Origin of the sequence: uncultured Neglectibacter sp. (genome assembly GCA_937958185.1) — a bacterium.
Lineage (GTDB): Bacteria > Bacillota > Clostridia > Oscillospirales > Acutalibacteraceae > Acutalibacter.
Genome location: CALFFN010000022.1, coordinates 90,027 through 105,055 on the forward strand (window position 1 = coordinate 90,027; position 15,029 = coordinate 105,055).

11 protein-coding genes are annotated in these 15,029 nt (G+C 57.5%); all 11 read right to left on the minus strand.

The window, feature by feature from the left end; genetic code table 11:
- Positions 1 to 99: 99 nt before the first annotated feature.
- A complete protein-coding gene (locus tag AB8996_RS07335; RefSeq protein WP_369298326.1) occupies positions 100 to 291 on the minus strand; it encodes a hypothetical protein in 192 nt (63 codons plus the stop codon).
- Positions 292 to 384: 93 nt separating this feature from the next.
- Positions 385 to 2,559 carry a Tex family protein gene (locus tag AB8996_RS07340; protein WP_369298327.1) on the minus strand — a complete coding sequence of 725 codons (2,175 nt, stop codon included), beginning with the start codon at positions 2,557 to 2,559 and terminating at the stop codon, positions 385 to 387.
- A gap of 13 nt (positions 2,560 to 2,572) precedes the next feature.
- Entirely contained in the window at positions 2,573 to 3,805 is a 1,233-nt protein-coding gene (locus AB8996_RS07345; RefSeq protein WP_369298328.1) for a deoxyguanosinetriphosphate triphosphohydrolase family protein, read from the minus strand.
- A gap of 101 nt (positions 3,806 to 3,906) precedes the next feature.
- A complete protein-coding gene (gene pfkA / locus AB8996_RS07350) occupies positions 3,907 to 4,875 on the minus strand; it encodes a 6-phosphofructokinase (protein ID WP_369298329.1) in 969 nt (322 codons plus the stop codon).
- Positions 4,876 to 5,059: 184 nt separating this feature from the next.
- Positions 5,060 to 8,569, minus strand: coding sequence for a DNA polymerase III subunit alpha (locus tag AB8996_RS07355; protein WP_369298330.1), 3,510 nt, complete (start codon positions 8,567 to 8,569; stop codon positions 5,060 to 5,062).
- Positions 8,570 to 8,611: 42 nt separating this feature from the next.
- A complete protein-coding gene (locus AB8996_RS07360; RefSeq protein WP_369298331.1) occupies positions 8,612 to 9,619 on the minus strand; it encodes a glycoside hydrolase family 18 protein in 1,008 nt (335 codons plus the stop codon).
- Positions 9,620 to 10,285: 666 nt separating this feature from the next.
- Positions 10,286 to 11,230, minus strand: a complete 945-nt coding sequence (whiA, locus tag AB8996_RS07365) for a DNA-binding protein WhiA (protein ID WP_369298332.1) — start codon at positions 11,228 to 11,230, stop codon at positions 10,286 to 10,288.
- Positions 11,231 to 11,241: 11 nt separating this feature from the next.
- On the minus strand, positions 11,242 to 11,841 hold the full coding sequence (locus tag AB8996_RS07370) for an AAA family ATPase (protein WP_369298333.1): 600 nt from the start codon (positions 11,839 to 11,841) through the stop codon (positions 11,242 to 11,244).
- Positions 11,842 to 11,852: 11 nt separating this feature from the next.
- Positions 11,853 to 12,713, minus strand: coding sequence for an RNase adapter RapZ (gene rapZ / locus AB8996_RS07375; protein WP_369298334.1), 861 nt, complete (start codon positions 12,711 to 12,713; stop codon positions 11,853 to 11,855).
- Positions 12,714 to 12,751: 38 nt separating this feature from the next.
- The gene (murB, locus tag AB8996_RS07380; protein WP_369298335.1) at positions 12,752 to 13,672 is read right to left on the minus strand and encodes a UDP-N-acetylmuramate dehydrogenase; all 921 of its coding nucleotides are present in this window, start codon (positions 13,670 to 13,672) and stop codon (positions 12,752 to 12,754) included.
- 113 nt (positions 13,673 to 13,785) lie between these two features.
- On the minus strand, positions 13,786 to 14,751 hold the full coding sequence (gene hprK / locus AB8996_RS07385) for an HPr(Ser) kinase/phosphatase (RefSeq protein WP_369298336.1): 966 nt from the start codon (positions 14,749 to 14,751) through the stop codon (positions 13,786 to 13,788).
- Between the last annotated feature and the right edge of the window lie 278 nt (positions 14,752 to 15,029).

The window sequence follows — 15,029 nt, forward strand, 5'->3', positions numbered from 1 at the left end:
CAAGAGCAGGACTGACTCTTTGGAGCCAGCCTGCTCTTTTTTGTTTCATTCGTTTTATTTTTCAAAAATTTGCGTGCTGAAATGATGAGCCTGAAACCTTCACCGCTTATTTTTCGCTTTCCTGCCGGTCGCATATCCAAACACCAGCAACGCGGCTAAATCGATCACTCCGATGCACCGTACCAAAAGGTCCGGCAGCTCCAAACTGAAAAAGAGTGCCCCTGCAAGGAAAACCGTACAAATTCCCAGTACGATCAAGCTGCATACCCAAGCCACATTTGTCGCTTTCATACTTTCCTCCAAATCCAGATGTATCGCTTTCCTGTCGCGGTCATATCTCGATGCTTTCCATTCCCAACAGTGTGTTCACTAAGACGGCGCTTCTCATGCCTTTTCCTGCTGCTTTTTCATGGTGAGGGAAATGCGTTTTTTTCCTTCGTCCACCTCCAGCACGGTGACCTCCACCACGTCGCCCACGGACAGCACCTCCGAGGGGTGGCGGATATAGCGGTTGGTGATCTGGGAAATGTGCACCAGCCCGTCCTGATGGACGCCGATATCCACGAACGCGCCGAAATCCACCACGTTCCGCACCGTTCCCGAAAGCTTCATGCCGGGTCTCAAATCGGAAAGCTCCATCACGTCCGTCCGCAGCAGGGGCGGGGGGAGCTCATCACGGGGGTCGCGCCCGGGCTTTTGCAGCTCCGCCGCGATATCCTTCAGGGTGGGAACGCCCACGCCGCAGACCTCCGCCGCCCTGGGCAGCCCATATTCCCCCAGCCGCTTGTCAAGCTCTGCCAGGTTGCCGACATCTTCCTCCTGATAGCCGCACAGGGCGAGAAGCTTCTTCGCCGCGTCGTAGGATTCCGGGTGAACGGCGGTGCGGTCCAGCACATTTTTACTTTCCGGCACCCGCAGGAACCCGGCGCACTGCTCAAACGCCTTTGGTCCCAGCTTTGGCACCTTCAAAAGCTCCTTTCTGGTGTGGAAGCTGCCGTTTTCCTCCCGGTACGCGGCGACGTTTTTCGCCACAGTGGGGGTGACGCCCGCCACCCGGCGGAGCAGGCTGGGAGAAGCTGTGTTCAGATCCACGCCCACAGCGTTCACGCAGTCCTCCACCACGCCGTCCAGCGTTTCGGAAAGCCTTGCCTGGGGCATATCGTGCTGATACTGCCCCACGCCGATGGCTTTTGGGTCTATCTTCACAAGCTCCGCCAGCGGGTCCTGCAGCCGGCGGGCGATGGAAACCGCGGAGCGCAGGGAAACATCGTAATCCGGGAACTCCTCCGCCCCCAGCTTGGAGGCGGAATACACGGAAGCCCCCGCTTCGCTGACCACCATATAGGCGCAGCTGCCGCCGTATTCCTTTAGAAACTCGCTGACAAACAGCTCCGATTCCCGGCTGGCGGTGCCGTTTCCAATGGCAACGCAGGTGATGTGGTGGGTATCGAACAGGCGGCGCAGGACGCGCTTGGACTCCTCAATTTTGTTGTGGGGCTTCGTGGGGTAGATCACCGCCGTTTCCAGCACCTTCCCCGTGCCGTCCACCACCGCCAGCTTACAGCCTGTGCGGTAGGCAGGGTCGAAGCCCAGGGTCACCTGATTCTTGACCGGGGGCTGCATCAGCAGCGGGCGGAGGTTCAACGCAAAGGTGTGGATCGCCTGCTCGTCCGCCTGCTCGGTAAGGGCACTGCGTATCTCCCGCTCCAAAGAAGGGAAGATCAGCCTGTCCCAGGCGTCCTCGGCGACCTCCCGCAGCAGCGCCTGAAAGGGGTTCTGCCGGGAGACCGTCTCGCTCAGGATCACGGACTCCGCGCCCCATTCGCCGGGGCGGACGGAAATCTTCAGCATTCCCTCCCGTTCCCCTCTGTCCATGGCGAGGATCTGATGGCTCTGCAGCCGGCGGAGCGGCTCCTCAAATTCATAGTACAGCCGGTAGACCGTGTCCTCTTCCGTGTTGGCGACAGAACGCAGCGTGCCGTTTTTCTGGATTTTTTCCCGCAGCTGTTTCCGCAGGGCGGCGTTGTCGGAAAAGTCCTCGGCGATAATGTCCCTGGCGCTCTGCAAAGCGTCCTCGCCCGTTTCCACGCCCTTTTCCTGGTTTACATAACTTTCTGCCAGTTTGTTCAATGCGATATCGTCCAGCACATTTCCGTTTTCGTCCCTGCCGGTAAAAATCGCCTTTGCCAGCGGCTCCAATCCCTTTTCCCGCGCCACGCTGGCTCTGGTTTTCCGCTTCGGGCGGTAGGGGCGGTACAGGTCGTCCACCTCGGTGAGGGTGGCGGCGGCGTTGATGGCATCTTCCAGCTCCGGGGTCAGTTTTCCCTGCTCCCCGATGGAGGCTTTTACCTCCTCTTTCCGGGCGGCAAGCCCCCGGAGGTACTGGAGCCTGTCCGCCAGCATTCGGATGGTCTGGTCGTCCATGGAGCCGTGCTGCTCCTTCCGATACCGGGCGATAAAGGGGACTGTGTTCCCCTCGTCCAGCAGCGTTACCACCGCCTGGGCGTGCTCCGGGCGGACGTTCAATTCTTTGGCAAGAGTGGAGATCATGGGTTCCATTTCTGTGTTTTCCTCACTTTTCCAGGTCTTCAAAATAGGAGTGGTACTGGACCTTCAGCGTGCTCTTCGGGAACAGGAAGCTGTGCAGGGACAGGAAATAGCTGTCCGTCATGCTGGCGATGTAATCCGCCACGATCTGCTCCGGGCGCTCCTCCAGATAGCTTTCTCCCTCTTCCCGGTAATATCTGGTAGAGCTCTGGATAAAGTCGATATGGTGGCGGAACACGGGTGAATTTTTGTTTTCCGTCTTCACATCGCGGAGCAGCTGCTCAAAAATATCCCGGAACATGGGGCGGATCGTGTGCTCGTACTCGCCGCTTACCGCTTCGTTCCGATAAATCTGCTGATAATTCTCCCGCTTGGCGGTGCTCAGGTCCTGATAGGTCTGGGGGCTTAACAGAATGTAATCCCTGCCGTAGCTGTTTTCCACGATATCCACGGACATATTGTTGATAATAGTGGCGTTCCGATCGCCGATCTCCTGAGAGGTAAAGCCGGTATAGTCAGAAATAATGTGGGTATTGATGGCGTCCTGCCGGTCCTTGCCCACATAGGCTATCATGTCGCTGACCCGCACCACACAGCCTTCCAGCGTGGAGGGGACCAGCCCGTCTACCGCGTCCTGTCCGCGGCTCAGGCAATCCTCCACACGGCTGTGCAGCTCCGCAAAATTCTTTAACGGGCGGGGGCGGTATTCCTGCTTCTCAAATTCGCCGTTGTGGCAGAGGATACCGTCCAGCGTTTGCAGGGTGACCTTCCGCCGGAACATATTTTCCAGTACCCGGACGCTCTGCACATTGTGGAAAAAGTGAAGTCCGCAGGTCTCCAGCAGCAGGTCGTTCAAATACCGCTCCCCGGCGTGACCGAACGGCGTGTGCCCCAGATCGTGTCCCAGGGATATCGCTTCGATCAAGTCCAGATTCAGCCCCAGCATGGAGCCGATGTTCCGGGCAATGCGGGACACCAGCTGCACATGGAGCCCACGGCGGGTGATGTCATCGTTTTCGTAAAAGGACAGCACCTGCGTTTTGTCCGCATAGCGGTTATACATGGGCAGGTGGAGGATCTTTTCCGTGTCCCGGACAAATGCCGGGCGCCATAGGGGCGACCTGTCCCGCTCCTCCCCGTGCCGCCGGGCGTCCTTCTCCTGGAAGCGGTGCGGATTCTCCCAATGGGCAGCCCTGTCCTCCCGGATTCTTTTTTGAAGCTCATTGCTCAGCTTGTGATAATTCAATTTCCGTTCCATAGGTTTCTCCCCTTCCTATCCGATGTAGATAAGAGAAGCCCCCTGCCGTTCCCGGAAGGACCGCAGGGGTTTACTCGTTTTACCTGATTGAATTGGCGCCGTCAAATGGACAGCTTGGCAGAAATGCCATAGAGCTTTTCATCAAATACCCGGGGCATTTCCAGCGCCTCGGTGATATCGAAATCCACGATTTCCTCGCCCTTCATGGCGACCACACGGTTGCCCAGACCCTTTTCCAACAGCTCCACCGCGTGGTACCCCATGCGGCTGGCAACCACACGGTCCCGCAGGGTGGGAGAGCCGCCACGCTGCACATGACCCAGAACGGTAGCCCGGCTCTCGATGCCGGTCTCCTTCTGAATGCGCTCGGTGATCTCCTGGGTATGCCCCACGCCTTCGGCAACCACTACGATAAAGTGCCGCTTGCCGGTGGTCTGCGCCATGCGGATACGGGCGATCACGTCCTTTTCAAAATCATAGGGGACTTCCGGCACCAACGTGGCGATCGCCCCAACGGCGATACTGGTATGCAAAGCGATATCACCGCAGCGGCGGCCCATGACCTCCACCACGCTGCAGCGGTCGTGGGACTCGGTGGTATCCCGAATGCGGTCGATCATTTCCATGGCGGTATTCAGCGCCGTGTCGTAGCCGATGGTGTAATCCGTGCAGGCAATGTCGTTGTCTATCGTACCGGGTACGCCGATACACAGCACCCCGGCATTGGTCAGGTCCCGGGCGCCGCGGAAGGAACCGTCCCCGCCGATGACTACCACGCCGTCAATGCCCAGCTTCCTGCACATTTCAGCCGCCTTCTGCACGCCCTCCGGCGTGTTGAACTCCGGGCTGCGGGCGGTGAACAGCGCCGTGCCGCCGTGCTGCATAATATCGGATACGCTGCGCAGGTTCATTTCCTCCACATCGCCGTGGAGCAGACCGTTGTAGCCGCGCTTCACGCCATACACCTTCATGCCGAAAGAAATTGCGGAACGAACTACAGCACGTACCGCCGCATTCATGCCGGGGGCGTCTCCCCCGCTGGTCAGGACTGCAATACTTTTCGCACCCATACACTACTTTCCTCCACTATGTTTGATTGAGCCTGTCCACCCAGACTGACCCATTTTTGATATGTTTAATAGTATTATACCAAACAGGAAAAATTTATCAAGAGGTTCCGCGAAAGATTTTCCGGCGAACCTTTGAAACCTTCCGCTCTATCGGAAGGTTTCAAAGGGAAACGCATTCCGCTGTTCAGCGCCGCAGCGCCACGTTTTCCTCTCCCAGCAGCCGCCGCAGCGCCAGAAGGAGCACATCGTTCACGTCAGTCCTGTACCGGGCGGGCGCTTTCATCAGCTTGCCGGAATCCTGGAACAGAAGGTACACGTCCGTCCTGCCCTCGTCAAAAATTGCCAGATACTGCATGGCTTTCTCATATTCCCAAGCGTTTTTGGAGGGCAGCTTCAAATACAGCCCCGGTCTGCCCGCGGGCTTCTGGGGTTCGCCATCGGCGGCTGGCACAGACCGCTTTCCCTTTCCGGCAAGGCTGCCCGGCGGGGCAAAGCGGCTGCATACCAGCTCCGGCTCCTTGTCCTCCACAAAGCTCAATTTCCCGGCGACCTCCACCACAGCGCCCACTTCCAGCAGATTGCCGAACTCCTCCAGCGTTTTGGAAAACACCAGCCCCGTCATGGCGCCATACATGTCCTCCAGCGTGAGGAACGCCATCGTTCCCCCGTTTTTGGTGGACTTTCTCCGAAGCTCGCTGACCATCGCAAGCAGGACGACCTGCTGCCCGTCCCGGTAGCTGTCGGCTTCTCCGGCGGCGCTTGCCTGTATTTGGTCGCTGCGGGCATAGCCGCCCGTTTGGTACAGGCTGCTGTAACCCATCATGGGGTGCCCGGACAAGTACATGCCGGTCACTTCCTTTTCCATGGCAAGCAGGTCGGAAACGGAAAATTCCTCGGCAGTCTGCAAGGGCGGCTCTCCGCTTTCCTCCGCCTCCGGGGCGTCGAAAAAGCCCATCTGCCCCTCGATGTTCCGCCGCTTGTCCATTTCCAGCAGCTCCAAGACCGTCTCCACGGAAAGCAGCATTTCCCGGCGGTTGCTGCCCAGCCCGTCCAGCGCGCCGCATTTTATCAGGCTTTCGATCGCCCGGCGGTTCAGGTCCTTCCCCGCCATGCGCTTGCAGAAGCTGTAGAACGAGGTAAAATTCCCGCCCCGGCGGCGCTCCTCCACCATGCGGGCAATAACGGCCCTGCCCAGATTTTTCACCGCCAGCAGACCGTAGCGGATATTTTCCCCCACCACGGTGAACCCGGCGCCGCTTTCATTGACATGGGGCGGCAGCACGGAAATTTTCAGCCGCTTGCATTCCTCCATATATTCCGCCACCTTCCCCGTCCAGCCCAGCACGCTGGACAGCAGGGAGGCCATATACTCCCGGGGATAGTGGCATTTCAGGTACGCGGTCTGATAGGCGACGATGGCATAGCAGGCGGCATGGGACTTATTAAAGGCATAGGACGCGAAGCTTTCGATCTCCCGGAACAGCTCCTCCGCTGTTTCCCTGTCCACCCCGCGGTTCAGGCAGCCCTCCACTTCCCAGGAGCCGTCCTCCCGGCGCTGCCCGTTCAGGAAAATCTGCCGTTCCTTTTCCAGCACGTCCCTTTTCTTCTTCGCCATTGCCCGGCGGACGATATCCGCCCTGCCCAGGGAATACCCGGCAAGCTCCCGGAAAATCTGCATGACCTGCTCCTGATAGATGATACAGCCGTAGGTCACGTCCAAAATCGGACGGAGCTTTTCGTGGCGGTACACCACCTTTTCCGGGTGCTTCCTGTTTTCCACGTACATGGGGATAAACTGCATGGGTCCCGGGCGGTACAGGGAAATAATGGCGATCAGGTCTTCAATGCTTTCCGGCTCCGCCTGCATGAGCAGCCGCTTCATGCCGCCGGACTCAAACTGGAACACGCCCACGGAGTCCGCTGATGCCAGCATACGGAAGGTCGCCGGGTCATCGCTGGGAATGGTCTCGATGGAAAATTCCGGCTCGCTCCGCTGGATCAGCTTCTGGGCGTTGTCGATCACGGAAAGGTTCCGCAGCCCCAGGAAGTCCATTTTCAGCAGCCCCAGCTCCTCGATGGCGGTCATGGTGAACTGGGTCACCACCACGTCGTCGTTTTTCGCCAGCGGCACGTATTCCGTTACAGGCTTGTCGGTGATGAGCACCCCCGCCGCATGGGTAGAGGCGTGCCGGGGCATTCCCTCCAGCTTCCGCGCCATATCCACAAGGGACTTCACCTGGTCGTCGGTTTCATACATCTGCCGGAAGCTCTGGGAATTTTTCAGGGCGGCGTCCAGCGTGATGCCCAGCTCCATCGGCACCTGCTTTGCCACCACGTCCACCTTGTTATAAGGGATCGCCATGGCCCTGCCCACGTCCCGCAAAGCGCCCCGGGCAGCCATGGTGCCGAAGGTGACGATCTGCGCCACGTGGTCCGCGCCGTACCTGTCCAGCACATACTGAATGATCTCGTCCCGGCGCTCGTCGCTGAAGTCGATATCAAAGTCGGGCATGCTGACCCGCTCGGCATTGAGGAACCGCTCAAAAATCAGCCCGTAACGAATGGGGTCCACATTGGTGATCCCCACGCAGTAGGCGCAAAGGCTCCCCGCGCCGGAGCCTCTGCCCGGTCCCACGGGAATGCCCACGCTTCTGGCATAGCGGATAAAATCCCAGACGATCAGGTAGTAGTTTACATAACCCATCTGAGAAATCACGGAAATCTCATAGTTCAATCTGTCAACTAAGCTCTGCTCCGGGGCTTCCCCGTATCTTCGGCGGAGCCCCTCAAAGCACAGGCGCTCAAAGAAGGTCCTGCTGTCGCTGCCGTCCGGCGTGTCAAAGCGGGGGAGCTTCGTCTTGCCGAACTCTATCTCCACGTTGCAGCGCTCCGCGATTTTCGCCGTATTGTCGGCGGCTTCCGGCAGCTCCGGGAACAGCTTCCTCATTTCCTCCTCAGTTTTCACGTAAAATTCGTCCGAGCCAAATTCCAGCGTGTCCTGATCCTCCACCGTGCGCCCGGTCTGAATGCAGATGAGGATATGGTGCATTTCGCTGTCCTCTTTGGCGATGTAGTGGCAGTCGTTTGTCACCACCAGCGGGATCCCTGTTTCCCGGGAAAGGCGAATGATCTGCGGGTTTACATAATGTTGGTTTTCCAGCCCGTGGTCCTGCAATTCCAAAAAGAAATTTTCCGCGCCGAAAATATCCCGGTACCGCAGCGCGGCTTCCCTGGCGCCCTGATAATCATTCCTCATCAGCGCCCGGGGGATTTCCCCTGCCAGGCAGGCGGACAGGGCGATCAAGCCCTCGTGGTGCTTTTCCAGCAATTCAAAATCCACCCGGGGGCGGTTGTAAAAGCCCTCTGTCCAGCTTTGGGACACCATGGCGATCAGGTTGCGGTAGCCGACCTCATTTTCACAGAGCAGCACCAAATGGCGGTTCTCGCTGTCCAGCTCATGGACCTTGTCCAGCCTGCTGCGCTTGGCAACATAGACCTCGCAGCCGAGGATCGGCTTGATCCCCCGCTTTTTTGCCGCCTTGTAAAACTCTATCACGCCGTACATACAGCCGTGGTCGGTGATTGCCACCGCTGTCTGTCCCATTTCCTGCACTCTGTCCAGCAGGCGCTCAATGCGGCAGGCGCCGTCCAGCAGGCTGTATTCCGTATGCAAATGTAAGTGGACGAACGCCATAGGCAAAAGCACTTCCTTTCCTGCCCCGGCAGAGCGTTTTTCTTATTTGGTCAGTTCCCGGTGAATGGCGTCCAGCAGCTCCCCGGTGCTGTCGCAGCCGTGCTCCCAATACATGATGCCCAGAAGCCCTTTTTCCTTGACAAAGGCAGTTTTTAGGGCGATTGCCCGGGGGCTTTCAAAGCTGACAAACTCGGAGCCGTTCCACAGAAAGGCTGCCTGCGCGTCCTCGTCCCAATACTGGGTGAAGCCGCCCTTTTCTATAAATTCCGGCGTGATCTCGCTGTACCGCAGGCCGCCCATGCCTATGCTTTCCGCTTCCTGCAGCAGCCCGTGGTTCTCGCCGCTTTTCACCCCGGTCCAGCGGCGGGAGTAGAACGCCGCCCCCACCACCAGCTTGGAAAGGGGCACCCCGGCGCTGTGGAACAGGGCGACGATATCCTTTGTATTCACCATTCTGTCGTCCCCCGCTGTGGCATACAGCGCCGCGTGGTGACCCGTCCGATGAGAGAACCCGCCGCACATATCGTAGGTCATCAGCTGCACATAGTCCACGACCTCCGCTACCTTGTCCATCTCCGTACCCTGAATGAAATACTCTCCCGCCCCGGCGGCAATGGACAGGCTCTTATCCCCCAGCTGCTTTCTCAGTTCCCGGAGCAGCAGGGTGAAATTCTCCTTATCCGCGGGGTCGCAGTCGATCTCCGCCTGGTCGCTGCAGGGATATTCCCAGTCGATGTCGATACCGTCCAGATCATATTTTTCCACGACCTCCATACAGGAACGGGCAAAGGCTTCCCGCCCGGCGGCGGTCATCGCCATGGTGGAAAACCCTCCGGCGCCCCAGCCGCCCACGGACAGCACGATGCGCAGCGCCGGGTTCCACCCCTTGAACTGCGGCAGCAGGTCCAGATGGGTGAGCATGTTCATGTCCAGCAGCCCGTCCTTAATCAATCCAAACGCCAGGTTGATGTGGGTCAGCTTCTTCACATCTCCCTCTGTGAAAGTGGGCAGAGCATCGTTCATGGCATAGGCGAGCACAAAATGTTTCATCAAAAAATCCCCCCATTATATTTTTTCCAGACCCTCCCCGGGTCCGGCATTGCCCAAAAACACCTGAAAGCTTCCAGTGTAAAAAACTTCCGCTATGTCTCATTGAGTTTCCATAATTCTAAAAATTTTGGCTTTATTCCAAGACTTTTCCGATTTTAGGTTTACATAATTTTGTGCATCATTTTACAGTAGTATCTGCATTTCCAGAATACAGGCGATCTGAGTTTACATAACTTTTAGATGACATTCCATAACAGCACACACATTTTTCAAAAAACGGACACTTTGAGTTTACATAATTCAAGTTTCAAAACTGTCCTGCAAATATTTGCCGGAATATTCCCGATTCTGGTTTACATAAATTGTAAAGCTTTAGAGAGGAAAAGCGCTATGGCATTTCCAAATTTTACTTTACATAATTTTGAATACATAATTCTACTTTCAGAATTCTACGCTTTTCAAATCTCAGAAATTTTTCAGTAATTTCGCAATAGCTTTTTCGGTTTACCGCACTTATGTTTACATAATTTCAGTTTCCATAATTCCAACAAATCATTTCTCTTTCTGTACTTTGCCGTTTCCCTGCTGCCGCCCAATCGGTACGGAAGTCCCGGCTCCTTGTTTCCCCGTATCCATTGTGCCGGAAGCCCGTTTCCGGCGGCGGGGCTAGTCCTTCTCCGTCAGGATAGCTTCCTTGCCCTGCTCCAGCTTCTGCTCCCCCAGCTCCAGCAGGCGCTGCAGGCGGTGGTTCACGCCGCTGCGGCTGATCCCCAGGGTCTCCCCCAGCTGCCGGAGGGTCATCTCCGGGTTTTCCAGGCGCAGCCTGGCAAGCTCTTTCAGCCCGTCGGGCAGCAGCTCCAGTTCCCCGGTATCGTTCAAAGCCGCGATCGCCGCGATCTGCCGGGCAGACGCCGAATAGGTCTTGTCCATATTGGCGGTCTCAAAATTTGCCTTGCGGTTGATATTATTCTTCGCTTCCTTGTACATTCTCACCTGCATCAGCTCCATGGAAGCCCCAGCCGCCCCCAGGAACGTAAGCAAATCCTCGATCTGCCCGCTTTCCTTCCAGTACACCACATAGCTGCCCTTTCGGGACGCCAGCAGGGGATTTACCTGAAACGCCGGCACCTCGCACAGCAGCGTATAGAGCTGGTTTGCCAGCTTCTGATAGGGTACGGCATATTCCAGATGATATTCCTTCTGCGGGTCGGTTGCCGTGCCGCAGGACAGGAACGCCCCCCGCAGGAACGCCGCCTGGCAGCAGTCGTTTTCCAGCACCGCCCGGTTGATGTGCAGGCTGGTCTCCTCCCCGGTGTGCCCAAAGGTCTCCAGCAGCCGGCGGCGGGAATCCCCGTCCTGCAGCGAAACGCGGTACGCAGGCTTTTTCCGGCGGCTGACGCCATAGCTCAGCTCCCCGCCGGCCCCGGCGACCTCCGCCGCCAGCTCCAGCATTCGCCGGGCAACGCCGCCGTTTTCCGTGACATAGGCGGTCTCCCGCAGGGAAAAGCATTTGGAAAACAGCCACAGCCCGTAGCATTCCGCTTTTCGGCAGCAGTCCCGCTTCTGTTCTATTTTGCAAAGCTCCGCCTTGATATCGCCGGAAAATGACATGTTCCGTTCCCTCACTTTGTCCCGCAAAGCCTCAGGATTTCCTGGGCTATCGCATGATGATCCACCGCAGAAAAGTCCGTCGCGTCCACTGTGATGCGGGGTCCGCCCACAGTAAAGGTATCCATGCCCCGCCGATGAAAGCCCTCCACAAACTTTTCCAGGCTCATCGGTACATAGGGCGGCTTCTCTCCCTCCGGCTCGGGAAAACAGGTGTTGACCACGTGTCCCCTGTGCCGCTGGGGAGAACTTTCCCGGGCAAGGAACCGCCGGTAGACCACCTCATGGTCGCCGGTCAGCGCTACCGTCACGGTGGGGCAGGAGTATTTTTCCAGCAGGGCAAGCAGACCGGGCTTGGAATCATTTTCAAAATTATTTTCCAGAATGACGGACTGCCCCAGCGCCAGCACCTGTTCCGCACAATACAGGAGTATCTCCATGCTGCCCCTGCCCAGCGCCACCTTTTCTTCACGGGAGCGGAACCCGACCGTGTCAAACAGCAGCTCTTTCACGCTGTCCTTGGAGAACATGGGGAACCCAAGCTCTTTGGAAAGCGCGGCAGCCAGCGTGCTCTTTCCCGTGGCAGGAGCTCCCGTTACCAAAACGCACACCATTGTACTGTCCCCTAATATTTCTGAATATCCCGGTGGGTCACGCTGGTCTTTACACCTTTCGCGCCCAGATAATCGCACATATACTGCGCCAGCGCCACAGAGCGGTGGTGTCCGCCCGTACAGCCCACGGCGATGACAAGCTGGCTTTTCCCCTCCTTGCTGTACAGGGGCAGCAGATAATCCACCATATCCGTGAACCGGGAAATGAACCCTGCCGTCTCTTCCTTTTCCATCACAAAATCCCGCACAGGAGCGTCCAGCCCGGTTTGGGGGCGCAGTTCCTCATCATAAAAGGGGTTCGGCAGGCAGCGCACGTCAAACACCAGATCGGATTCCATGGGAATGCCGAATTTGAACCCGAAGCTGATACAGTGAACGGACAGGGAATCCCCGGGGCTGTTCAGGAAAAGCTCGCTGATCCTTGTTTTCAGCTGGGCGGGAGATACGCCGGAGGTGTCGATCACATAGTCGGAGCACTCTTTCACAGGCTTCAGCATTTCCCGCTCCAGCCTGACCGCCTGCTCCAGCGAGCCGTTCAGGTCGTCGGACAGGGGGTGCTTTCTTCTTGTCTCCTTGAACCGGCGCACCAGCACGGCGTCGGAAGAGTCCAAAAACAGTATCTTGTAGGGCTTCTTGTCCCGTTTCAGCGCCTCCATGGCGGTGAAAAAGGACTTGAACAGCTCGCCGCCCCGGGTATCTGTCACCACAGCGACGCGGTTACGCAGCCCCTCAGACTTGATGCACAGATCGTAAAATACGGGGATCAGCGCCGGGGGCAGATTGTCCACGCAGAAAAAGCCGATGTCCTCCATGGCGTGCATGGCGCGGGTCTTGCCCGCCCCGGAAAGCCCTGTTACAATTACAAATTCCATGAATTTTCCTTTCTCCCTCAAATCAAAATAGCGCCCTTTCAAGCCTGCCCTGTCATGCGGACCTCGCATTCCAGCCTTGTGCCGGTCCGTTCCTCCACCGTTTTTTGGATCAGCCCGATCAGCTCCAGCACGTCCTTACAGGTGGCGCCGCCGGTGTTGACGATGAAGCCCGCGTGCTTGGGGCTGACCTGCGCCCCGCCGATCTGCTTCCCTTTCAGCCCGCATTCCTCTATCATGGCGGCGGCAAAGCCGTTTGCCGGGCGCTTGAACACGCTTCCGGCGCTGGGCATATCGTAGGGCTGCTTTTCTTTCCTGCGCCCCATCAGTTCCTCCATTTTTCCGGCGATCTCCGCCGGGTCTCCCAGTTCCAGCTCATAGTCTACCGACAAAATGATATCCTTTCCGCCGGTATAGCGGCTATGGCGGTAGGAAAGCTCCAAAGCTTCCCGGGGCAGCGTAACGAGCTCACCCCCCGGGGTCAGATGGGTGACCGCTTTCACCACGTCCTTCATCTCGCCGCCGTAGGCGCCTGCGTTCATGTATGCCGCGCCGCCCACCGAGCCGGGAATGCCCCACGCAAATTCCAGCCCGGTCAAGCTCCTGTCTCTGGCAAAGGCACAGAGGGAAGCCAGCATGACCCCCGCCCCGGCGCGAACAGTCTTTCCGTCGGGCAGCAGCTGAAGCTTGGCAAACTCCCCGCCTAAAGCCAGCACCGCGCCACGGAACCCCTCGTCGGACACCAGCAGGTTCGAGCCGTTCCCCAGCAGCAGCCACGGAAGGTCTTTTTGCCGCAGAACGCCGAGCAGCGCCGTAAGCTGGTTTTGATTTTCCACCGTGAGGAATCGGTCGGCTTCCCCGCCGATACGAAAAGTGGTATGGCGGCTCATCGGCTCATTTTGTAACAAGGCACAGTGCAGCTCTGCCGCGGCTTTGTCCAGCTCTGTATAGTCGAGTGTCAAAAAATCCCCCCGTTTTTCAGCGTTCTCCATCAGACAGGTCCTCTAAAAATATGTGCTTACAGGTGAAATGTATTCTGTCTAAAATATTTTGCCGGGAACCGCCCGGCAAAGCGCTAAATATCCAGGTCCTTGCGAATGTCCGTGCCCTGCAGGTCAGCCATGTCCATACCAAGGCTGGAAAGCAGCTCCTGCGCGGCGTTATAGCCCATTTTCTTCTGGCGGTTGTTCATGGCGGCGACCTCGATGATGATGGCAAGGTTCCTGCCCGGCTTCACGGGAATGGTGATCACCGGCACGCGGATCCCCAGAATTTCCGTGAACTCGCTGTCGATACCCATGCGGTCGTAAACCTTGGTGGCGTCCCATAATTCCATATTGATGCACATGTCGATTTTCTCCGTCAGCTTGACGGCACCCATACCGAAAATACGCCGGGCGTTGATGATGCCGATGCCGCGCAGCTCGATGAAATGGCGGATATTTTCCGGCGCCTGCCCTACAAGGGCTTTTCGGGAGGTGCGGCGGATCTCCACGGCGTCGTCGGCGATCAGGCGGTGCCCGCGCTTGATCAGCTCAATGGCGGTTTCGCTCTTGCCCACGCCGCTGTCGCCCACCAGCAGGATACCCTCGCCGTAAACCTCCACCAGCACGCCGTGCCGGGTGATCCTGGGGGCAAGCTCCACGTTCAGCAGCGACACCAGGTCCGCCACCACGTTGGAGGTGGAGTCCCCGGACAGCAGCAGGGGGACGCCGTGCTTTTCCGCCGACTGCCGCATACAGCCTGGAATTTCGATCCCCCGGGCGACGATCACCGCAGGCGGCTGGAGCGCAAAGAAGTTTTCGATAGCCTGCGCCTGCTTTTCCCCGCCCCAGGATTCCAGCAGCGCCATTTCAGAACGCCCCAGGATCGCGATGCGGTGAGAGTCAAAATAATCGCAAAAGCCGTTAAGCTCCAGACCAGGACGGTTCACGTCCTTGGAATTTATCAAAATTTCCTCGGCGCTTTTCGGCAGATAAATTTCCTGCAGCGCCAGTTCCCGAACGATTTTCGCAAGAGGGATCGTATATTCTTCTGTCATGGATATCGCCCTTTCCTCTATTTTCTCATTTCCGCGGAGCACGGTTCCGTGCCCCGGCGTTTTCTATTATAGACGAAACAAGAAAAAAAATAAAGAGGGGAATGGGGATCCCGCCCTCTTTTTCCTCATATCTTTTTTACAGACGCGGCTTCGTCCCGTCTTTCCAGCCCTTTTTCCCATTTTCTTCTGCTTACTTTTTGAATTAAAAGCGCAGGAGCAGCATCGCTGTTCAAAGAAATTCTCAGATAAGGATTTCTTTCTCCTTTTCCCCTGTTTCA

Coding starts and splice junctions, on each gene's coding strand:
- AB8996_RS07335 (WP_369298326.1), bottom strand. CDS start 291: ATGAAAGCGACAAATGTGGCTTGGGTATGCAGCTTGATCGTACTGGGA.
- AB8996_RS07340 (WP_369298327.1), bottom strand. CDS start 2,559: ATGGAACCCATGATCTCCACTCTTGCCAAAGAATTGAACGTCCGCCCG.
- AB8996_RS07345 (WP_369298328.1), bottom strand. CDS start 3,805: ATGGAACGGAAATTGAATTATCACAAGCTGAGCAATGAGCTTCAAAAA.
- pfkA (WP_369298329.1), bottom strand. CDS start 4,875: ATGGGTGCGAAAAGTATTGCAGTCCTGACCAGCGGGGGAGACGCCCCC.
- AB8996_RS07355 (WP_369298330.1), bottom strand. CDS start 8,569: ATGGCGTTCGTCCACTTACATTTGCATACGGAATACAGCCTGCTGGAC.
- AB8996_RS07360 (WP_369298331.1), bottom strand. CDS start 9,619: ATGAAACATTTTGTGCTCGCCTATGCCATGAACGATGCTCTGCCCACT.
- whiA (WP_369298332.1), bottom strand. CDS start 11,230: ATGTCATTTTCCGGCGATATCAAGGCGGAGCTTTGCAAAATAGAACAG.
- AB8996_RS07370 (WP_369298333.1), bottom strand. CDS start 11,841: ATGGTGTGCGTTTTGGTAACGGGAGCTCCTGCCACGGGAAAGAGCACG.
- rapZ (WP_369298334.1), bottom strand. CDS start 12,713: ATGGAATTTGTAATTGTAACAGGGCTTTCCGGGGCGGGCAAGACCCGC.
- hprK (WP_369298336.1), bottom strand. CDS start 14,751: ATGACAGAAGAATATACGATCCCTCTTGCGAAAATCGTTCGGGAACTG.